Origin of the sequence: Ruegeria sp. HKCCE3926 (assembly GCF_017872515.1) — a bacterium.
In the GTDB taxonomy this organism is placed as follows: domain Bacteria; phylum Pseudomonadota; class Alphaproteobacteria; order Rhodobacterales; family Rhodobacteraceae; genus Ruegeria.
The window spans coordinates 534,237-554,910 of sequence record NZ_JAEDOU010000001.1 but is presented as its reverse complement, the minus strand read 5'-3'; the positions used below and the strand labels follow the sequence as shown (position 1 = coordinate 554,910).

The window sequence follows — 20,674 nt, the reverse complement described above, 5'->3', positions numbered from 1 at the left end:
GAAAAGATGAAGCATCAGGAGAACTCTCTCCACGTCCAGCCGGGCCGTTTGGCAGTGATGGCATCCTTGATGTCTTGCGGCGGTTCGGAGGTCTGAGCCGTGTAGGTTCCGAACACTTCGAGTGTCTGCGTGCAGCGCGCGGCGTGGAACCACTTGCCGCAACCATTGGCGTGTCGCCAGCGCTCGAAATGAACACCTTTCGGGTTTTCACGCATGAACAGATAGTCGTGGAATTCGTCATCCGACGAGCCCGGGCCGAAACGCTTCAGATGCGCTTCGCCACCGGCGGCCAGTTCGGATTCTTCGGCGTCTACGCCGCAATAGGGGCAATTCAGGATTAGCATGTTGTCATCCTTTTGGCGGTCGGTCAGCGCGGGGGCCGACCTGAATTCTGTTTTCTGGCACCTTCGGGAATCTCCCTAGTGCGCCACCCCGGCGGCCACGCTTTCGTCTATGAAGCGGCCTTCTTTGAAGCGGTCCATCGAGAAGGCTTCGGTCAGCGGTGAATGGCCCGTCGCCATCAACTGCGCCATCCCCCAGCCCGAGCCCGGAATCGCCTTGAAACCACCGGTGCCCCAGCCGCCATTGATAAAGCAGCCCTGCAACGGTGTTTTCGACAGGATGGGCGAGCGGTCACCGGTCATGTCCACGATCCCGCCCCACTGGCGCAGCATTTTCAGGCGCGAAATCATCGGGAAGGTTTCGACCAGCGCCCGCACCGTTTCCTCGATATGATGGAACGACCCGCGCTGCGTGAAGTTGTTGAACCCGTCGGTCCCCCCGCCGATCACCATTTCGCCCTTGTCGGATTGCGACATGTAGCCGTGCACGGTGTTGGCCATCACGACCACATCCATGCAGGGTTTGATGGGCTCGGACACCAGCGCCTGCAACGCGACGGCTTCCAGCGGCAGGCGGAAGCCCGCCATCTCGGCCAACTGACCCGAATGGCCGGCGACGACGATGCCCAGCTTGTCACAATCAATGGCACCCTTGGTGGTATCGACCCCGACAACGCGCCCGTTGTCCGAGCGCACACCGGTGACTTCGCATTGCTGGATGATATCCATCCCCATCGCCGAACAGGCACGCGCATAGCCCCACGCCACCGCATCATGGCGCGCAGTGCCCCCGCGTTCCTGCCAAAGGCCGCCCAGAACCGGATACCGGGGACCATCCAGATTGATGATTGGCACCAGTTGCTTGACGCGTTCGGGGCCGATCCATTCCGTCTTCACACCTTGCAGCGCGTTGGCATGGGCCGTGCGCTGATAGCCGCGGATCTCGTGCTGGGTCTGCGCCAGCATGATGACACCGCGCGGGCTGAACATGATGTTGTAGTTCAGTTCTTGGCTCAGGTCCTCGTAGAGGCTGCGCGCTTTCTCGTAGATCGCCGCCGACGGGTCTTGCAGATAGTTCGAACGGATGATCGTCGTGTTGCGACCGGTATTGCCGCCGCCCAGCCAGCCTTTTTCGATAACCGCGACATTCTGGATGCCATAGTTCTTGCCAAGGTAATACGCGGTCGCCAGACCATGACCGCCAGCACCAACGATGATGACGTCATAGCGCTTCTTGGGTTCGGGTGAGCGCCAGGCGCGCTCCCATCCGGTGTGATAGCGCAGAGCTTCCCGCGCCACAGCAAAGGCTGAATAGTGTTTCATGTGCGAATCCATCCGGTTCGGTGATTGGGCGCAGATATGCCGTGTGACGGCATTTTAACCCTGCCGTGCAACGCCGCAATATCGCACTATTGCGACATGTCGCTCATTCGCGGCCATTTGTCCCTTTTGTCGGACGCCTCACAGGTCTAAGTCAGGGCAGCATCCTCGGAGGGACCATGACGTTCTGGGTTCTGATTTTTCTTGTCGCGCTGCTGATCGCAGCTTTTCTCAGCTTTACCCTGCTGCGCAAACGCCGTGGGGATGAACCCGCGGCGGCATACGATCTGCGGGTTTATCGCGAACAGTTGGCCGGTGTGGACCGGGATCTGGCGCGCGGGGTCATTGGCGAGGCCGACGCCGAACGGGTGCGCACGGAAATTTCCCGTCGCATTCTGGCCGCAGATGATCAAATGAAGAAAGAGGGTGCCGGCGCCGGGCCATCTCGTGCGGTTTCGGTGTTGTCGATCCTGGCAATCTCGTTGCTTCTGATCGGTGGAGCGTTGGCGATGTATCATCGCACCGGGGCCGTGGGTTTGCCTGACATGCCGCTGACCGCACGGCTTGAACTGGCCAAGGAAGTGCGCGCCAACCGGCCATCCCAAAGCGCCGCGGAAGAACTGGCGACCCCACCTCGACCTGCGCAGCTGGAAGAAAGCTATGCCAACCTGCTGAAGCAGTTGCGGGAAACCGTTGCGAGCCGGCCGGACGATTTGCAGGGTCAGATGTTGCTGGCGCAACACGAGACGAATGCGGGCAACTTCAAGGATGGGTACACCGCGCAGCAAAAGGTGATCGAGCTGTCCGAAGACAGCGCCACGGCTGATACCTATGCGGACCTGGCTGAAATGATGATTCTGGCCGCAGGTGGGTATGTCTCACCCGAAGCGGAACAGGCGCTGATCGAAGCGCTGAACCGTGACCCCCGTCACGGCCCGGCGCGCTATTATTGGGGGCAGATGCTGGCTCAGATCGGGCGGCCGGACCTTGCCTATCGCATGTGGGTCGAAACGTTGCAGGATTCCCCCGCAGGTGCGCCCTGGGCCGAAGCAATTCGGGCTCAGATCGATGAACTGGCCTTTAGGGCCGGCGTTTTCAATGCACCGGATTTGAGCACCGCACCCGGCCCCAGCCAGGAAGACATGGCCGCCGCCGCAGAGCTGAGCCCCGAAGAGCGGCAGCAGATGATTCAGGGCATGGTGGACCAGCTGTCTGATCGGCTGGCGGCAGAGGGCGGATCCCCCGAGGAATGGGCCCGCCTGATCGCGGCCTTGGGCGTTCTTGGCCAGGGTCAGCGCGCCATCGATATTCGCGATGAGGCCATGGAAGTCTTTGCCGGCGATTCAGAGGCGTTGCAGATCATCGATGCGGCGGCCCTTCAAGCCGGGATCGCTCAATGATCCATGACGCTATCGAAGAATTTGCAGCAGCCTTGCAACCGATGAGTGCCCTGATGGGGCTGGACCTTGGGGAAAAGACAATCGGCGTCGCCGTGTCCGACCGGATGCGCGGTGTCGCCAGCCCGCTGGAAACGGTACGGCGCAAGAAATTCACGCTCGATTCCGCGCGCCTGATCGAAATTGTCACCGATCGCGAGATCGGGGGCATCTTGCTGGGCCTGCCCAAGAACATGGATGGCAGCGAAGGGCCAAGATGCCAGTCAACGCGGGCATTTGCGCGCAATTTGTCCCGCCTGACCGATCTGCCCATCGGGTTTTGGGACGAACGGCTCAGTACCGTTGCGGCAGAAAAAGCACTACTTGAGGCGGATACGACACGAAAACGTCGCGGACAGGTTATTGATCACGTTGCGGCCAGCTATATTTTGCAAGGGGCGCTGGACAGGCTGCGCTTTTTGTAACGGGTCGGAGACCAGTGATGACGAATATGGTTTGGAAAAGGAATGAGGTCGAAAGCCCTTGTGTCCAGATCTGTGTCGTTCACCCGACTGAACGCATCTGTACCGGCTGCTATCGCACGATTGACGAAATCACCCGTTGGTCCAAGATGGACAGCAGCGAACGCGCCGAAATCATGGAAGATCTACCAACCAGAAAGCCGCGCCTCAGCAAACGCCGAGGCGGGCGTGCAGCGCGCATAAACGGTTCCTGAAGTCAGCCAGCCTGCTTTGGGGACGTATCCCTGTGGTCATTGGATTCGTCGCGGGCCGACCTGTTTGTGTCTTGCCCGCGCAGCTCTGACTCGAACAGAGCTGCGATTTCGGATCTGCTTGTTTTTGCAGTCCCGTATTTTTTCGCTGCACGTCGGACACGCTTCGTGCCGGTCTTGTCCGCCTTGAATACTGGCGTCTTGCGTGCCGCAAATCTTTCCATCAATAACCTAAGTGTCATCGCAAACTTCCCGCTTCCAATAACTGTGCCGCCGCGGGCCGAGTTCGAGCTCCTAAAAGGGGCCAGCTCATGAACGCATCTGTTCAACGTGAGTGGAGGCCCGCAGCGACACGGCGTAGGTAAGGGCATTTCCGGTCAAATTTAGGGGGAAAACACGCGGTTTTTGGTCCGTGTTGACCTTAAGGTCAGAAATTCCACAGAAAAACCCACCAGTTCCCTTACGTCACAATTCTTGACCGGCACGGTATCAAGACCGGTTTCAAGACATGTGATGCGTGTCGTTCCGCGAAATAAGCCAATCAGATTTGGTCAATTCGCGCTCAAGGGTGCTTTGTTCTGACCAGAGAACAAAGCACGCAAGCCGCCTGTTGGCAGCAAGATCACAAGATGCAGGTTGGCACGCAGAGCAGATCCTTACCCGGCAGCCAGCCAAGTTTTGGCGTTTTCGATTTCCTCGGACGGAAAGAACTGAGTCCGTGTGCCCAATACATGACTGGCGACACGTTGTGCCATGTGCTGCCAGCTTTTGTCCCCGACGATGGCCGCGCGATCCAGTTGTCCGATGTGGCGGCTGGCCAGACGAAAATGTGCTGCAAGAGCGGACAACCCCTGCCAGCCGTCGAATTCCCGCAGGTCGATCAGCAACCGAAATCCGGATCGATCATGCAACAAAGCGTCCAGGTCGCGTTCGGCTTGCTTGTACTCCTCGGGGTCCAGTTTTCCCAAAAGGCTGATCTGCACACATGGGCCCTCAAGATCGGTCACGTGAATGGATCCCAGCGACTCGCGCATCCAGCGCCGGGCGGCCTCAAGCTCGGCCAATTCAAAGACCTGAACGGGGCATGGCAGGATCGGGGCGGCCAATCGGATGCTGGTTTGCACCCAGCCCTGATCGGCAACAACCGCGATCCGGTCAAACCCCCGCCAGTGGCTGAGCCCCAGCTTGGTGTCGGACCAGGCCGCGCCCAAATCATACCCCTTGAACTCGGGCTGCACGATGGCCAAAAGCCGAACGGAATCATGTTCGGTCAGCGCTGCTTCGATTGCAGGAACCAGGACATCGGCATAGTCGGCGCTGGTGACTTGCCCCGACAACTCCACTTCTATCAACGCACCATCAGAATTCGTATGGACCGTAATCATCGGTCAAAACCTCCAAAGCCAAACAATGACAGGAGGTTAAGTGGATTCGATCCATTCCGCCACACCCCCGACGCATTCCGGGCGGAAATAGGCGATCATCCGTCCATCCGGCCCTGCGCTTGCCGTTTCCGCCCAGGGGGCAACCCCGTGCAGGCAGTGGCGGTGCAGCACGTAAGCCTCGCCCGGTTTTGCAGGCAATTCGATTCGCGGGCAGGTTTCGAAAACCTCGCGACGGACGGATTGGTAGATATCCGTAACGTCGACTTCATGCAGGCGCTCTTGTGGCGTCCCCGCAAGGGCGCGCCTGAAAGCCGCACCCAGGATATGATGGCTGCCTTCCCACAACACCATGGGCGACGCATCCGGGCTGGCCTCGGTCAGCGGTATGCCCAAAACCCACGCATGCGGTTCATCCACCCGGCGGCGACGATCCGGCCCCATCGGGCGCAAACCGTCCACATGGGCCGCGTCCCGATTTCTGCGATACCGCGCGGCGGCTTCGTTTTCCCCCCGACGCGGGCGTGGATACCCAGGATGCGTGACCGAGACTTGGCCTTTGTGAAGCGGCAACTGCTCGTAACGCCCTGCAATGAATGACATGGCGGTTCCGGCCAAAGGCCCCGATTGGCCAACCCTGCCCTGCGCGTCATTGGGCAACGCGTCAACACCGATGAACCACGTCCCGTCACAATCCAGCCAGTCAGCATGGGCCGGGTCCGTTACCGCGGCCCGTGCGGCAGGCAGCGCATGTCCCACCCAGGCCGCAAGCACTGGATCATACGGGAATTTCACCCACCCCCTGACGTCAAAATCCTTCACAAACCCACCGCCTTGCGCAGCATATTGAGCGCCACCAGCGTAAGGAACACTGCGAATACGCGCTTCAAGGGTTTCGGATCCATCGCATGGGCCAGCTTCACCCCCCAGGGCGCGGTGATCATCGTCATTGCCACGACGATACCGAAGGCCACCAGATTGACCGCCCCAATGGTCAGCGGAGGCCGGTGTTCCGGTGCGATATCCAGAAACAAAAACCCGATGACCGAGGGCACGGCGATAATCACACCAAACCCGGCGGCGGTTGCGACGGCACGATGGATCGGCGTGTTGTAGAGGCTCATCAGCGGCACACCAAAACTGCCGCCGCCGATTCCCATCAGAACCGAAAGAAACCCGACCGCAGGAGACAGGATGGCCCGCTTTATTCCACCGGGCATGACATCACCCAGCCGCCATTCCGAACGACCCAGCCCCAGATAGGCCCCGATCACCATTCCCAATATGCCGAACAGCGCCTGCAAGGCTTCGGTCCGCAGGGCCGAGGCAACCAGAACTCCGATGATCGCACCGACGACGATCCCCGGCCCCCAACCGCGCAGGATATCCCAAGCCACCGCACCCTTTTTGTTGTGCGCAAGAACGGATCGGACCGATGTCACGATGATCGTGGCCAGCGACGTGGCCAGACACAGCTGCATCAACTGCGGGCCGCCATAGCCAAGAGTTTGAAACGCATAGAAAAAGGCAGGCACCAAGACGATTCCACCGCCGACCCCCAGCAATCCGGCAAGCACGCCGGCCAGCGCTCCGATCGCAAGCAAAAGGCCCAGCATCTGGGCCAGCAACATCGTCTCGGGCATAGTTCCCCCTGCCGCTTAAACTTCTGCCATGGGCGCCACATGATCCAGCGCCCGCAGCATCACCTCGGGTCCGGCCCCATCCTGCACAGCCCCTTCCGACAAGGCGCGCCGCCATGCGCGGGCTCCGGGACGACCTGCGAAAAGGCCCAACATATGACGCGTGATCTGGTGCAGACGCCCGCCATTGGCAAGGTGCCGTTCCACATAAGGTACCATATGTTGAACGATCGCGAACGGATCACGCGTCGTTCCGGTACCAAAGATGCGTCGGTCAGCATCCGACAGGACATCGCCCGGCTGATGATAAGCGGCCCGGCCGATCATCACCCCATCCAGACCGGCTTCCAGATGTGCGGCTGCCTCGTCCAGCGTGTTGATGCCGCCATTGATCGATATGTGAAGATCCGAAAACTCGTCCTTCATCCGATTCACAAGGTCATAGTCCAAAGGTGGGATATCCCGGTTTTCCTTTGGGCTCAGCCCTTGCAGCCACGCCTTGCGGGCATGGATTGTCACCCTTTGGCAACCTGCCGCGCTGATGTGCTCAAGAAACGCGGGCAATACATCTTCGGGCTCCTGATCATCGACTCCGATGCGGCATTTAACGGTGACATCCACATTCACCGCTTCGCGCATGGCAGTCACGCAGTCGGCAACGCGGGCCGGGTCTTTCATCAAGACCGCGCCAAAAGTGCCGGATTGCACCCGATCCGACGGACAGCCGCAGTTCAGATTGATCTCATCATACCCGGCCTCAGCCCCCAGTCTCGCGGCCTGCGCCAGTTCTTCCGGGTCGGAGCCGCCGAGTTGCAAAGCAACCGGGTGTTCCTCGGGAGAGTAGTCCAACAGATGCAACGCCCCGCCCCGCACGAGCGCCGGCGCCGTCACCATCTCGGTATACAGCAACGTTTCCGCGCTGAGGAGCCGATGAAAATAGCGGCAGTGGCGGTCTGTCCAATCCATCATGGGTGCCACGCTTAAACGCGCAGCCTGTGTTGCCTTGCATGTCACAGCAACGCCTCCGTCCTGCTATGCTTCGAAATCCGATGGACTGTCAGTGGCTTTGCCCACCCGAATCAAGTCGAAAAGCCCTAACACATTCCTCTGACGCCGTCCCGACTGCGACCATCATCAGTGAGTTGCTATCGATTAGACACCATATCGGCTCATCACCATCTGGACACTGCTTTCGATCGTTTCCGTCATCTCGGCTTCGCTGAGCGCCCCACCCGTAAACAGCAGTGGCCAGAAGGCGCGCGCCTTGATCAGGCCGATGAATTCGCGCCCGGCCCGTTCCGGATCATCGATCCGAAGCTGCCCATCCTCTGCCGCATCTTTGAGCATGGCAATGAATGTCGCTGTCTTGTCCAGCTTGCCCTGCGCTTCCGCCGCAAGCGTCGGGTTGCGCAAGGTTTCGCTGATCACCATCCGGGCCATCGCGATAACATCGGGCCGCATCAGAATGCGCCCTTCGGCCCAGGCCAGTTCAGTCAGTTGCGTACGAATATCGCGACCTTTTTCATACCGAATTTCCAGCACTTCAGCAAAGCGGCTGGACAATTCGACCACGATGGAGCGGAACAGGTTTTCTTTACTTTCAAAGTACTTGTACAGCGTACGCTTGGACACTTCGGCCCTTGCTGAAATGCGATCCATACTGGCCGCGGCAAAGCCCTTTTCCTGGAACTCGGCCACGGCAGCTTCGATGATCTGTGCGCGCTTGGACGCATTCTGTGCGCTGCATTCGTTCATGTCAGAGCTATAGACCTATTGACGTGCCCTGGTCAAACACTAGGTAAACGCAGGAGTTTACAGAGGCAAAACCATATGCCATAAGTAAACCTGCGAGTTTACCAGTTACGGAAACCAGCACCAACAGGAGACCCCCTCATCATGGCTCTTAAATTGAACCTGAACGGCACGACCCTCGAGGTTGATGCCGAACCCGGAACGCCTCTTCTCTGGGTGATCCGAGACGAACTGAAACTGACCGGCACAAAATTCGGCTGCGGCGTGGCATCCTGCGGGGCCTGCACCGTGCACGTGAATGGTGAGCCCGTCCGTTCCTGTCAGACATTCATTGAAGACGTCGAAGACGCCGAAGTCACGACTATCGAAGCTGTCGGTGACGACAAGATCGGTGCTGCCGTACAACAGGCCTGGGTCGAACTGGATGTCGTCCAGTGCGGCTATTGCCAGTCGGGTCAGGTGATGTCGGCTGTCGGGCTGTTGTCCGAGAACCCGAAGCCGTCGGTCCAGGAGATTGACGAGTACATGTCCGGCAATGCCTGCCGCTGCGCCACCTATCAACGCATCCGCGCCGGCATCCAACGCGCGTCTGAAATTCTGGAGGCCTGATCCATGACCATCAACACCTCTCGCCGTTGGTTTCTGAAAGGCGCCGCCGCTGCCGGTGCCGTCCTGCTGGTTGGCGCCCGCCCTGATGGTGTGCTGGCCGCGGCCTCGTCCGAGACCGCGCAGTTCAATCCATTTGTGAAGATCGATGCCGATGGCACCGTGACCGCCATCGTCAAACATTTTGAAAAAGGTCAGGGCCCGGCGACCGGACTGCCGACGCTGATTGCCGAAGAAATCGGCCTGACCATGGATCAGATCGAGTACGAGTTCGCCCCCTCGGATCCGAATGTCTACAACAACCTGCTGTTCGGCCCGTTCCAGGGCACCGGCGGTTCGACCGCGATGGCGAATTCGTGGCTGCAATACCGTCAGGCCGGTGCTGCCGCGCGCGAAATGCTGATCAACGCCGCCGCGCAAAGCTGGGGCGTGGATTCATCTGGCATCACCATCGAAGACGGCATCGTGAAGGCAGGCGACAAGTCGGCTCCGATCGCTGAATTTGTGTCTGCTGCGTCGCAACTGGACGCTCCGGCAGAGCCACGCCTGAAGGACCCGTCCGAATTCCGTCTGATCGGAAATGAAACGGTGCGCCGCAAGGATACGGCAATCAAAAGCAACGGCCAGGCGATGTTTGCCATGGACGTTCACCTGCCCAACCAGATGATCGCCATGATCAAACGCCCCGAAGCGAAGGGCGGCATCGCGCTGGGCTTTGATGACAGCGCATCGAAAGAGGTCAAAGGCTATATCAGCGCCGCTGTTCTGCCCAATCAGGCGGGCGTCGCGGTGTACGCCGAGAACACCTGGGCCGCGATTCAGGCACGCGATGCGCTTGAGGTCGAATGGGACATGTCCGGCGCGGAAACCCGCAACTCGGACCAGATCAAGGCCGAGATCATGGACGCGCTGGAGGCTGAGCCCACGTATAATGTCAACAAGGCGGATTTTGCCGCTGTGGCAGCCGCCATCGACGGAGCGGACAAGGTCGTCGAAAAAACGTTCTACTTCCCACTGCTGGCCCATGCCCCGATGGAACCGCTGAACTGCACCATCGAGCAGACCGCAGACGGAGACATCGTTCTGCATGACGGGGCACAGATGCCGACGGGTCCTCATATGGCCTACCAGCAAATCTTTGGCCTGCCCGCCGAGAAGATCCACATCAAAACCATGCTGGCAGGCGGGTCTTTCGGGCGCCGCGCCACCCCGGATGCGGATTATCAGGTCGAGGCCGCCCTGGCCTTTGTCGTCACTGACCGCTCTCGCCCGGTGAAACTGGTCTGGACGCGCGAAGACGACATTCGCAGCGGGTATTACCGACCGGCCTTTGGCCACAAGGTTCGTGTGGGTCTGGACGCCGAAGGCAACATCGTCGGGTGGCAGCACCAGATTGCCGGCCAATCCGTGATCAAGGGCACCCCGTTCGAGGCTGTTCTGGTTCATGACGGCATCGACCACAGCTCGGTCGAAGGCGTTTCGGACAGCCCCTACAGCATCCCCGGCATGGCGGTGGGTCTGACCGACACGCCAAAGGCGACGACGGTTCTGTGGTGGCGCTCGGTCGGGCACACCCACACCGCCTATACGATGGAAACCATGATGGATCTGGTGGCCGAGGCCGCCGGTCGTGATCCGGTGGAATTCCGTCTGGCCCATCTTTCCGACAGCAGCAACCTGGACCAGCAGCGCAAAGCAGCTGTTTTGAAGCTGGCGGCCGAAAAGGCAAACTGGGGCAATGCGCCAGAGGGCCGGTCGCAGGGGATTGCCGTTCACAAGTCCTTTGGGTCTTACGCGGCTGAAGTGGTCGAAATCTCGGGCGATCCGGAAAATGGCATCAGGATTGAAAAGGTCACTTGTGCCGCGGATTGCGGTATCGCCGTGAACCCCGATATCGTGCGGGCCCAGATGGAAGGCGGCATCGGCTATGGCATTGGCCATGTGATGCGTGACCAGATCACCCTGACAAGTGGGGCGGTGGATCAATACAACTTCCCGGATTACGAACCGCTGCGCATCGGGGATATTGCCGCAATCGACGTGCATATCGTGCCATCGGCCGAAGCACCGACCGGCGTCGGAGAACCCGGCACGCCACCGTCAGCACCGGCTTTGGCCAATGCGATCAAAGCCCTGTCAGGTTTGCATGTGGCGCAATTGCCCATGGAAGAACATGGCGTAAGCTTTGCCTGAAAACAGCTCTCCGCGCCGGTCTGTACCGGCGCGGGGCGTTCCTTGAAAACCCAAGCCAAAATTTGATCAAATTTGGTGACAAAGCACATCCATTGAAGTAAATCACTGGGGAGTTTCACCGACGGAGCCCCCAATGGATCTGAGAGCCCTGCACAATTTTCGCGTCGCCGCATGTGACCTGAACGGTCAAATGCGTGGCAAACGCGTGCCCCCTGGCTATGCCGACAAACTGGGAAAAGGCGCCGTGCGAATGCCGTTTTCGGCACTGAACGTAGACTTGTGGGGCGCTGATATCGAAGGAAGCCCGCTGGTCTTTGAAACCGGCGACGCAGATGGGGTGCTGCGCCCGACCGAACGCGGCCCGGTCCCCGTGCCCTGGCTGGATACGGAAACAGCGCTGGTTCCGATGTGTCTGTATGATGATGACGGCGTGCCCTTCCCGGGCGACCCGCGGCATGCCCTGTCCGCCATACTCGACCGCTATGCGCAACGCGGCTGGTCCGTTGTTGCCGCGACAGAGTTGGAGTTCACACTCGTTGACGCTTCTGGCGCGCAGCCGCAACCACCGGTGAATCCGATCACAGGGCGGCGCCTTGCGGATGAGGCCGTTCTGTCGGTTGCCGAAATGGACGCGTTCGAGGCGTTCTTTACCGACCTGTACGATGGCTGCGCCGCAATGGGCATCCCCGCGCAGACGGCGATTTCCGAAAGCGGCATCGGCCAGTTCGAGATCAACCTGAACCATCAGGGCGCCATGCGCTGTGCCGATGATACGTGGCTTTTCAAGGCATTGACGCGTGGGTTGGCGCGCAGGCACGGATTTGCGGCCACCTTCATGTCCAAACCTTATGCCGATGACGCAGGCAACGGAATGCATGTGCATTTCTCGGTGGTGGACCAGAACGGGCACAATGTGTTCGACAACAACGGGCCGGAAGGCACCGAGATATTGCGGTCTGCCGTAGCTGGCTGTGTCGCGGCCATGCCGGGCAGTACGCTTATATTTGCACCCCACGGCAACTCCTACACACGGCTCATACCGGGTGCACATGCGCCCACGGGCGCCTGCTGGGCGTATGAAAACCGAACCGCTGCCATTCGCATCCCGGGCGGGGCCCCGGCCGCACGGCGCATCGAACACCGTGTCGCCGGCGGGGACATAAACCCGTATCTGATGTTGACCGCGGTTCTGGGCGCGGCACTTGTCGGCATCGAGGACGGCTTGATCCCCCCTGCCCCGATTACGGGGAACGCCTATGACATCGCGGACCTGCCTCAACTGATGCCGGATTGGTCGTGCGCGATTGACAGGTTCTCCACGGATCCTTTGGTGGCCCGGCTGTTCCCCGCTGACCTGATCCGCTATCTGACCATGACCAAACGTCAAGAGATCACCCGATTTGCGAACATCCCACCCGAGGATCACTGGTTGAGCTACCTCGAGACGGTTTGACCCCCTTGCCGCGTCAACCAGTCTCGGCTAGGATTAATTTGATCAAATTTGGTGACACATGAAAATCGGTATCCTACAAACCGGCCACACCCCCGAAGTGCTACAGGAAGAATTCGGGGATTATGACGAACTTTTCCCCGCGTTGCTGCGTGACAACGGGTTCGAGTTCGTAACCTTCGCCGTCGTGGACGGCACCTTCCCCGATGGTGCGGATGATGCGAATGGATGGATCATTACCGGATCGCGCCACGGGGTTTACGAGGACCTTCCCTGGATCGCCCCGCTGGAAGCGTTGGTGCGCGAGATCTGGGAAAGTGGAAAACCCCTGATCGGCGTTTGCTTTGGCCATCAGATCATTGCTCAGGCACTGGGTGGCAAGGTCGAGAAATTCTCGAAAGGATGGGCCGTAGGTCGTACGGAATACGAATATGACGGCAACAGACTATGGCTGAATGCCTGGCACCAGGATCAGGTTGTCGAATTGCCGAAAGAAGCGCGGGTTCTGGGCCGGAATGCCTTCTGCAAAAACGCGATGCTGGCTTATGGGGATACAATCTGGACAGTTCAGGCCCACCCGGAATTCACCAACGGATTCGTGACAGGCCTGATGCGGACACGGGGCAAGGGCGTGGTACCCGAAGACCTGATGCGCGAAGCCGCAAATCGCGAGACGGCCCCGGACGACAACGCCAAAATTGCGCGCCACATGGCCGAGTTTCTAAAGAAAGAGAGAGCCTGATGGCTGATTGGACTGATAAACTGCCGGAAGCCGCAAAGGCATATTTCCATGGGCAACGACTGGACGAAGTTGAATGCATCATTTCGGACCTGCCGGGTATTGCGCGCGGCAAGGCGGTGCCTGCATCAAAATTCGCAAAGCAATCCTATTTCCACCTGCCCGACAGCATCTTCTACCAGACCATCACAGGGGGCTGGGGCGAAGCTGCCGGCGATGACGGGTTCATCGAAAAGGATATGATCCTGAAGCCCGATTTCTCGACCACTTCCGCTGCGCCGTGGACGGGGGATTGGACATTGCAGGTGATCCACGACGCCTACGACCGGGATGACAATCCGATCCCTTACAGCCCGCGCAACGTGCTCAAGCGTGTTGTCCAGCTTTATCATGACAAGGGGTGGAAGCCGGTTGTTGCACCAGAGATGGAGTTCTTTCTGGTTGCCCCCAACGTGGACCCGGCGCAGGGCATCAAACCCATGATGGGGCGTTCCGGCCGTCCGGCCGCAGCGCGACAGGCCTATTCCATGACGGCCGTGGACGAGTTTGGCCCGGTGATCGACGACATCTATGATTTCGCCGAGCATCAGGGGTTCGAGATCGACGGCATCACCCAGGAAGGCGGCGCCGGGCAGTTGGAAATCAACCTGCGTCACGGCAATCCGGTGAAACTGGCCGATGAAGTCTTCTATTTCAAACGCCTGATCCGCGAGGCCGCGCTGCGCCACAATTGTTTTGCCACCTTCATGGCAAAACCGATCGAGGAAGAGCCGGGCTCGGCCATGCATATCCATCACTCGATCATCGACATGGAAACCGGCCAGAACATCTTCTCTGGTCCTCAAGGGGGTGAGACGGACGCGTTTTACCACTTTATCGCCGGTTTGCAGAACCACCTGCCCTCCGGTCTGGCGGTCATGGCGCCTTATGTGAATTCCTACCGGCGCTATGTGAAGGATCACGCGGCACCAATCAACCTGGAATGGGCCCGTGACAACCGCACCACCGGCATTCGCGTGCCCCTGTCCGGCCCGGAATCGCGGCGCGTCGAGAACCGCATCGCCGGGATGGATTGCAACCCGTATCTGGGCATCGCGTTGTCGCTGGCCTGCGGCTATCTTGGCCTGGTCGAGCAGGAACGCCCACGTCGTCAGTTCTATGGCGACGCTTATGAAGGCGAGGGCGATATCCCGCAGGTCATGGGCGAAGCGCTGGATCTGTTCGACGAAGCCACCGCCCTGCACGAGGTTCTGGGCCCCGAATTCGCCCGCGTTTACGGCATCGTCAAACGGGCCGAGTATGAGGAGTTCCTACAGGTCATCTCTCCGTGGGAACGTGAACATCTGCTGATCAACGTCTGAGACCTTCCGTGAACCTGCTCTATTCCAATGACCGCAAGGGCGAGTACCCTGACAGCTGGTATGCCGCGACGGCACATACGATGGATCGCTTTCCCGCGTTGTCAGAAGACACCAGGGCGGATGTATGCGTTGTCGGTGGCGGCTATACGGGGCTGTCCGCGGCCCTTCATCTGGCCGAAGCCGGGTTCGACGTCGCGCTGCTTGAAGCGCACCGCGTCGGCTTTGGCGCGTCGGGCCGAAACGGCGGGCAGTTGGGCAGCGCGCAGCGGGTGGACCAGGAAGACCTCGAGCGTCTTGTAGGCGATGCCGACGCCGCCAGGCTTTGGGAACTGGCTGAAGACGCCAAGGATCTGGTCAAATCCCTGATTGCAAAACACCAGATCGCCTGTGACCTGAAACCCGGTGTCGCCGTTCTGGGCCTGAGCAAATCCGAGCAAAAAGAACTGCATGACCACGCCGGCCATCTTTCCGAGCGGTACGGATACGACCAGATCGAGCTGTTGGACGAAAACGCGGGTCATTCGCTGTGCCCGTCACCAGCCTATCAAGGGGGGTATCTGGATATGGGTGCGGCGCATCTGCACCCTCTGAACTTTGCGTTGGGATTGGCGCAAGCCGCGGCCAAAGCGGGCGTTCGCGTCCATGAAAGCACCGAAGTGACCGGGATTGACGAGGGCCAGACGGCTGTGATCCGAACTGCACACGGCAACGTTCGGGCCGAGCACGTCATTCTGGCCTGCAACGGGTATTTGGGCGACCTCAATCGTTCCGTCGCCGCCAGGGTCATGCCCATCAACAATTTCATTGCGGCCACCGAACCCCTTGGAGAGGACACCGCCCAGGTTTTGACCCGGGATGTTGCGGTGGCGGACACGAAATTCGTGGTGAACTATTTTCGCCTCAGCGCCGATGGTCGCCTCTTGTTCGGAGGCGGCGAAAGCTATGGCTATCGCTTTCCATCAGATGTCGCCGCCAAGGTCCGCAAACCCATGACCGAGATTTTCCCGCATTTGCGGGATGTGAAGATCGACTATGCCTGGGGCGGAACGCTGGCCATCACCATGCGGCGGATGCCGTATCTGGCCCGTGTCGCACCTAATATTCTTTCGGCTTCGGGATATTCCGGTCACGGTGTCGGCACTGCGACCCATGCCGGACAACTCATGGCGATGGCGATTCAGGGTCAGGCCGAAGGGTTTGACACGATGGCACGGGTGCCCGCGCTGTCTTTTCCAGGCGGCCCTGCCCTGCGCAGCCCGCTTCTGGTGCTGGCCATGACATGGTTCGCACTGCGCGACCGGCTTGGGGTCTGATCCACGTAAATTGCGACAGATTGGTAAATTTTTGCCTGCCCGGCGATTAGGGGCTTGGATTGCCTCCTGATTATCTTTATCTTTCCCAAAGATAGAATTCGGGAATTCCAAATATGACGCTGCCCCCCAACGTTCACGACGCCGAACCCATCCCTGCCGCCGCCAAGGACGCGATCGAGGCCCTGATGCAATCAGGTGACCTGTTCCGCTATACCGCACCGCAGGATGCCCCGGTGGCCCTGCTGGAAGCCGAGTTCGCGGAATTGTTGGGCACGAAATACGCTTTGGCGGTATCGTCCTGCTCGGCCGCGCTGTTTCTGTCGCTCAAAGCACTGGGCCTGCCCCGCGATGCGCGTGTTCTGATCCCCGGCTTCACCTTCGCGGCCGTGCCGTCGTCGGTCGTCCACGCCGACTGCATTCCGGTTCTGTGCGAAGTGGGTGAAAACTATCGCATCGACATGGCCGATTTCGAGGCCAAGCTGGACAACGTTCAGGCAGTCATCATCAGCCACATGCGCGGGCATACATCCGACATGGATGCGATCATGGCCTTGTGCGACGCACGAAACATTCCGGTGATCGAGGATGCCGCGCATTCGCTGGGCACCACATGGCATGGCCGCAATATCGGTACGATCGGAAAGGTCGGATGTTTCTCGTTCCAATCCTACAAGATGATCAATGCCGGCGAAGGTGGCACCCTGATCACGAATGATGCAGATCTTGTCGCGCGTGCCGTCATCATGTCGGGCGCGTATGAACACAATTGGAAGAAGCACAAAGGTCCGCAGGGCGACAACTCACCCGAACTGGAAGAGGCCTTTGCCCGCTGGCAGAACAAGCTGCCGCTGTACAACCTTCGCCTAAGCAACCTCAGCGCCGCCGTGATCCGCCCTCAACTTCCGGAACTGGCACGCCGTGTCCGCGATGGCCTGGCAAACCACGATTACGTGGCCGGTCGCCTGAACACCTCGTCTCATATCGAAGTTCCCGCCCCCCTGCCCCCCGAGCAGCGTGCGCCGGATTCAATCCAGTTCAATCTTGTCGGAATGCAGGAACATGAGATCCGCGCCTTTGCCGCAGCGTCCGAAGCACGCGGCGTCAAGGTTCAGGTTTTTGGTCTGAGCGAAGACAACGCCCGCGCTTTCTGGAACTGGCAATTCCTTCCGGAAACTTTCGACCTGCCCAAGACGCGCGACATGCTGATGAAGGCCTGTGACGTGCGCCTGCCAGTCCGCCTGACCCGCGAAGAGCTGGACGTGATTGCAGACATCCTGCTGGCATCGGTTGGCGAAGTGACCGGTCCGATGCCGGTTTATGGCACTTAAGACAGCGGCACTTTGAACAAGAAAGGCCCGCACGATGCGGGCCTGATTCTTTGTTCGGAACGGATCAGTTCAGCTTGGACAGTTTTTGCTGCAACTCGGCCAGCTGTTTCTTGATGTCGTCCAGATCCTCTTTCGGTTCGGACTTGTCCTCTTCCTTTTCCGGGCTGGACCATCCGCTGGACAGCCCGCTGGTCATCGCCTTCAGGAAAGCCTGTTGCTGCGCCTGCAACGCGTCAAAACCCGGCATCTGAGACATCGGATTCATCGCGCTCATATTTTCCATCATCTTGTTTTGGCTTTCGCGCAGCATCTCGAACGAGCTTTGCAGAAACTGGGGCATCACCCCCCCGCCCGGCAGCATGTAACTGCGCACCAGATCATTCAGTACATTCACCGGCAGCACATTTTCACCCCGGCTTTCATGTTCGGCAATGATTTGCAGAAGATACTGGCGAGTCAGGTCATCGCCGGTTTTCAGATCAATGATCTGCACTTCTCGCCCGTCGCGGATGAAGCCCGCGATATCTTCGAGCGTCACGTAATCGCTGGTCTCGGTATTGTATAGTCGACGGCTGGCATAGCGCTTGATAAGCAGCGGTTTTTCTTGGTCCGACACCGGGTTCCCTCCCCAAGGATGATGCGTTGCAGCACAGGTTATGCGAGTGCAGCACAAAAAGAAAGGGCAGGTCAATGGACCTGCCCAACGCGATTGCACCTAATGGGAGGGTTGGGTGCGCTTCGCGGACGTTTCTTACTTTGCAGTTGCAGCTTTCTTGGCTGCGGTGGTGACCTCGTTGGTCGCCTTTTTGACGGCAGCGGTTGCTTCTTCCGCGGCGTCTTTGCCGGCAGCCATCAGCAGCTCGACGGTTTCGGTCTGAACTTTTTTCGCGATTTCAGCGAAAGCGGCCAGGTTTTCAGCTGCAACTTCAGCCGACGCGCTTGCGAAGTCGGTTGCGGCTTTTGCGTAGTCAGCAGGCTCTGCCTTGGCTTTCGACATCTCGCTCAGCTTGGCCAGGGTGTCCTTGGTCCATTTGTTCGAGATCTCGGCCGATTTCTCAGCAGCGTCCAGAGCAACGCCCGACAGCTTCTCGTTCAGCGAAGCGGTCGATTTGAATGCGCCTTCCATTGCGGTGGTGTCCACCGGAAATGCACCCATCATGTCTTTCATGATCGCGGTAAAGTCTTGGGTCTTTGCCATTGTCCTAATCCTTTTAGCCGGTCCGGGCCCACCCCGGGTTTCATCAGCTTGAGGACAATATGATTGCTGCACCGCAGCATTGCAAGTTTTTTCTTGCTGCGTCGCAGAATTTTTAAGTTTCAAAATGAAATCAGTCGTTTGGTTTCGCCACAACGTAAGTCCCGGGTGCGGATGCAAGGCTTGGGTGCTTCGAATCACCCGGCTCACGGGCCGGAACCTGCTTGCCAGACCGCTTCTTCAACCACGCGTCCCACATGGGCCACCAGGATCCTTCGTGAAAATCAGCTTCTTTCAGCCAGGTGCTGGCATCCGACTTCATATCCGGGTTGGTGTAGTGGCCATATTTCTTCTTGCTGGGCGGGTTCACGATACCCGCAATATGACCCGATTCTGAAACCACGAAGGTTTTGGACCGCGAGCCCATTTTCTGCACGCCGCGGTAACAGTCTTTCCATGCCGCGATGTGATCGGTTTCGCAGGTTATGGCCATCAGCGGCACATCCACGTCTTCGAGTTTCAACTTGTGCCCCATCAACTCGAAACCGTCGGTCGCGAACTCGTTGCGCTGGCAGAGGCCTCGCAGATATTCCACGGCCATTTTTGCTGGCAGGTTTGCACCATCGCCGTTCCAGTAAAGCAGATCAAAGGCCGGAGGCACTTCCCCCATCATATAGCTGCGAATGGCCGGACCATAAATCAGGTCGCGTGATCGCAGGAACGACATGGTGCGCGCCATGATCCACGATCGCAGAACGCCTTCCTTTTTTACTTCCTCTTCGATTCCGTCGATGAAGTCGTTTTGCAGGAATGGCGTAAACTCACCCTGATCGGAAAAATCCGTCAGTGCCGTGAACAGCGTTGCGGATTTGACCGATTTGTCGCCACGCTGTTTCAGCAAGGACAGGGTCAGACTCAGCGTCGTGCCCGCGATGCAATAACCCACAGCGTTGACCTGTTTGACCTTGCAGATCTTCTTGGCCGTTTCGATTGCGGTCAGGAAACCGTCCTGAATATAGTCTTCCATGCCGGTTTCGGCATAGCTTTCATCCGGGTTCACCCAGCTTACGACAAACAGGGTATAGCCCTGTTCGGTGATCCATTTGATCATGCTGTTCTGGGCTTTCAGATCCAGAATATAGAACTTGTTGATCCAGGGCGGGAACAGAACGATGGGCGTCTCATAAACCGTTTCAGTCACCGGCTTGTATTGGATCAGCTCCATCATCCGGTTGCGATATATGACTTCTCCCGGCGTTGTCGCCAGGTTTCCACCAACCTCGAACGCGCTTTCATCCGCCAGTTTGACGACCAACTCGCCATCATTGGCCTCAAGGTCTGAAACAAGGTTCTCCAACCCTTTTATCAGTGACTGACCTTCGGTCTCGACCGCCTTTTGCAGGGCATCCGGGTTAGTCGCCAGAAAATTCGTGGGCGCCATCATGTCGATGATCTGCTGCGAGAAATACTGTAGGCGTCGTTTGTCTTTGGCATCCAGATCATCAACCGACGAGACAGCCTGCGCAATCGCTTCCGCGTTCGTCAGGTATTGCTGCCGGATCAGTCGGAAATAAGGGTTTGTCTCCCAAAGGGGATTGGAAAAACGCTTGTCACCGGGCTTGGTTTCCTCGGTTTCCACCTCTCCGGTCGTCAGCGCTTTCTGCGCTTCGGCAAAGTTGAGAACCGACTTGCCCCAGAATTCTATCTGTTGCTCCAACAACTTGGCGGGATTTTGCCATGCCTCGGCCCAATAGGCTGTTGCTGCTCGTGCAAAAAGCTCTTGATTCGGGCCGTCCAGCGCGGGCGTGTGCGACTTTTTTGACGCCATGATCTCGACCAGGCGCTTCGCGAGCTGCTCGACCCTTTCCATATTTTCTTTAATGCGTTCAATATGTTCTTCGGACACGTTTGGCATTTGGTCTTCACTTGTTGTCATTTTAACAAT

20 protein-coding genes are annotated in these 20,674 nt (G+C 58.8%); 10 read left to right on the top strand and 10 right to left on the bottom strand.

Annotated features, from left to right (window positions below):
- Positions 1-14 precede the first annotated feature (14 nt).
- Both I9184_RS02815 and I9184_RS02810 read right to left on the bottom strand, forming a co-directional pair.
- Positions 15-344 carry a sarcosine oxidase subunit delta gene (locus I9184_RS02815; protein ID WP_171631333.1) on the bottom strand — a complete coding sequence of 110 codons (330 nt, stop codon included), beginning with the start codon at positions 342-344 and terminating at the stop codon, positions 15-17.
- Between the two features lie 75 nt (positions 345-419).
- Positions 420-1,664, bottom strand: coding sequence for a sarcosine oxidase subunit beta family protein (locus tag I9184_RS02810; protein ID WP_171205004.1), 1,245 nt, complete (start codon positions 1,662-1,664; stop codon positions 420-422).
- Positions 1,665-1,840: 176 nt separating this feature from the next.
- Here I9184_RS02810 and ccmI point away from each other — a divergent pair, with 176 nt between their 5' ends.
- The 3 genes from ccmI to I9184_RS02795 are packed head-to-tail and all read left to right on the top strand — an operon-like array spanning position 1,841 to position 3,773.
- Positions 1,841-3,061 (top strand): c-type cytochrome biogenesis protein CcmI, encoded by a 1,221-nt coding sequence (gene ccmI, locus I9184_RS02805; protein WP_171631330.1) that lies wholly within the window; start codon positions 1,841-1,843, stop codon positions 3,059-3,061.
- A complete protein-coding gene (gene ruvX / locus I9184_RS02800) occupies positions 3,058-3,522 on the top strand; it encodes a Holliday junction resolvase RuvX (protein WP_171631328.1) in 465 nt (154 codons plus the stop codon). Before ccmI ends, ruvX begins: the two co-directional genes overlap by 4 nt.
- A 17-nt stretch (positions 3,523-3,539) precedes the next feature.
- A complete protein-coding gene (locus tag I9184_RS02795) occupies positions 3,540-3,773 on the top strand; it encodes a DUF1289 domain-containing protein (protein ID WP_152458393.1) in 234 nt (77 codons plus the stop codon).
- Positions 3,774-4,426: 653 nt separating this feature from the next.
- Here I9184_RS02795 and I9184_RS02790 read toward each other — a convergent pair.
- The 5 genes from I9184_RS02790 to I9184_RS02770 form a co-directional block, all read right to left on the bottom strand.
- Entirely contained in the window at positions 4,427-5,155 is a 729-nt protein-coding gene (locus I9184_RS02790) for an STAS/SEC14 domain-containing protein (protein ID WP_171631323.1), read from the bottom strand.
- A 36-nt stretch (positions 5,156-5,191) separates the two neighbouring features.
- A complete protein-coding gene (locus I9184_RS02785) occupies positions 5,192-5,974 on the bottom strand; it encodes a hypothetical protein (protein ID WP_209832689.1) in 783 nt (260 codons plus the stop codon).
- On the bottom strand, positions 5,971-6,795 hold the full coding sequence (locus I9184_RS02780; RefSeq protein WP_209832687.1) for a sulfite exporter TauE/SafE family protein: 825 nt from the start codon (positions 6,793-6,795) through the stop codon (positions 5,971-5,973). The genes I9184_RS02785 and I9184_RS02780 overlap by 4 nt, the downstream gene beginning before the upstream one ends.
- 15 nt (positions 6,796-6,810) lie before the next feature.
- Positions 6,811-7,806 carry a tRNA dihydrouridine(20/20a) synthase DusA gene (dusA, locus tag I9184_RS02775; protein WP_348539500.1) on the bottom strand — a complete coding sequence of 332 codons (996 nt, stop codon included), beginning with the start codon at positions 7,804-7,806 and terminating at the stop codon, positions 6,811-6,813.
- A 138-nt stretch (positions 7,807-7,944) separates the two neighbouring features.
- Positions 7,945-8,547, bottom strand: coding sequence for a TetR/AcrR family transcriptional regulator (locus tag I9184_RS02770; protein WP_171723003.1), 603 nt, complete (start codon positions 8,545-8,547; stop codon positions 7,945-7,947).
- Positions 8,548-8,688: 141 nt separating this feature from the next.
- On the opposite strand from I9184_RS02770, the gene I9184_RS02765 reads away from it, so the two are divergent.
- From I9184_RS02765 to I9184_RS02735, 7 genes are all read left to right on the top strand, one after another.
- Positions 8,689-9,153, top strand: coding sequence for a (2Fe-2S)-binding protein (locus I9184_RS02765; protein ID WP_171631310.1), 465 nt, complete (start codon positions 8,689-8,691; stop codon positions 9,151-9,153).
- A gap of 3 nt (positions 9,154-9,156) precedes the next feature.
- Positions 9,157-11,343: a xanthine dehydrogenase family protein molybdopterin-binding subunit gene (locus I9184_RS02760; protein WP_209832683.1), complete on the top strand. Its 2,187-nt coding sequence runs from the start codon at positions 9,157-9,159 to the stop codon at positions 11,341-11,343.
- A 133-nt stretch (positions 11,344-11,476) separates the two neighbouring features.
- Entirely contained in the window at positions 11,477-12,796 is a 1,320-nt protein-coding gene (locus I9184_RS02755; protein ID WP_209832681.1) for a glutamine synthetase family protein, read from the top strand.
- Positions 12,797-12,854: 58 nt separating this feature from the next.
- Positions 12,855-13,535: a type 1 glutamine amidotransferase gene (locus I9184_RS02750; RefSeq protein WP_209832679.1), complete on the top strand. Its 681-nt coding sequence runs from the start codon at positions 12,855-12,857 to the stop codon at positions 13,533-13,535.
- Positions 13,535-14,893, top strand: coding sequence for a glutamine synthetase family protein (locus I9184_RS02745; protein WP_171631301.1), 1,359 nt, complete (start codon positions 13,535-13,537; stop codon positions 14,891-14,893). Before I9184_RS02750 ends, I9184_RS02745 begins: the two co-directional genes overlap by 1 nt.
- A gap of 8 nt (positions 14,894-14,901) precedes the next feature.
- A complete protein-coding gene (locus I9184_RS02740) occupies positions 14,902-16,206 on the top strand; it encodes an FAD-binding oxidoreductase (RefSeq protein WP_209832677.1) in 1,305 nt (434 codons plus the stop codon).
- A 113-nt stretch (positions 16,207-16,319) separates the two neighbouring features.
- Positions 16,320-17,534: an aminotransferase class I/II-fold pyridoxal phosphate-dependent enzyme gene (locus I9184_RS02735; RefSeq protein WP_209832675.1), complete on the top strand. Its 1,215-nt coding sequence runs from the start codon at positions 16,320-16,322 to the stop codon at positions 17,532-17,534.
- A 64-nt stretch (positions 17,535-17,598) separates the two neighbouring features.
- Here I9184_RS02735 and phaR read toward each other — a convergent pair whose 3' ends face one another.
- From phaR to phaC, 3 genes are all read right to left on the bottom strand, one after another.
- Positions 17,599-18,150: a polyhydroxyalkanoate synthesis repressor PhaR gene (gene phaR / locus I9184_RS02730; RefSeq protein ID WP_171631294.1), complete on the bottom strand. Its 552-nt coding sequence runs from the start codon at positions 18,148-18,150 to the stop codon at positions 17,599-17,601.
- A 135-nt stretch (positions 18,151-18,285) separates the two neighbouring features.
- Positions 18,286-18,732 (bottom strand): phasin family protein, encoded by a 447-nt coding sequence (locus I9184_RS02725; protein WP_171228035.1) that lies wholly within the window; start codon positions 18,730-18,732, stop codon positions 18,286-18,288.
- A gap of 130 nt (positions 18,733-18,862) precedes the next feature.
- A complete protein-coding gene (gene phaC, locus I9184_RS02720) occupies positions 18,863-20,665 on the bottom strand; it encodes a class I poly(R)-hydroxyalkanoic acid synthase (protein WP_209832673.1) in 1,803 nt (600 codons plus the stop codon).
- Between the last annotated feature and the right edge of the window lie 9 nt (positions 20,666-20,674).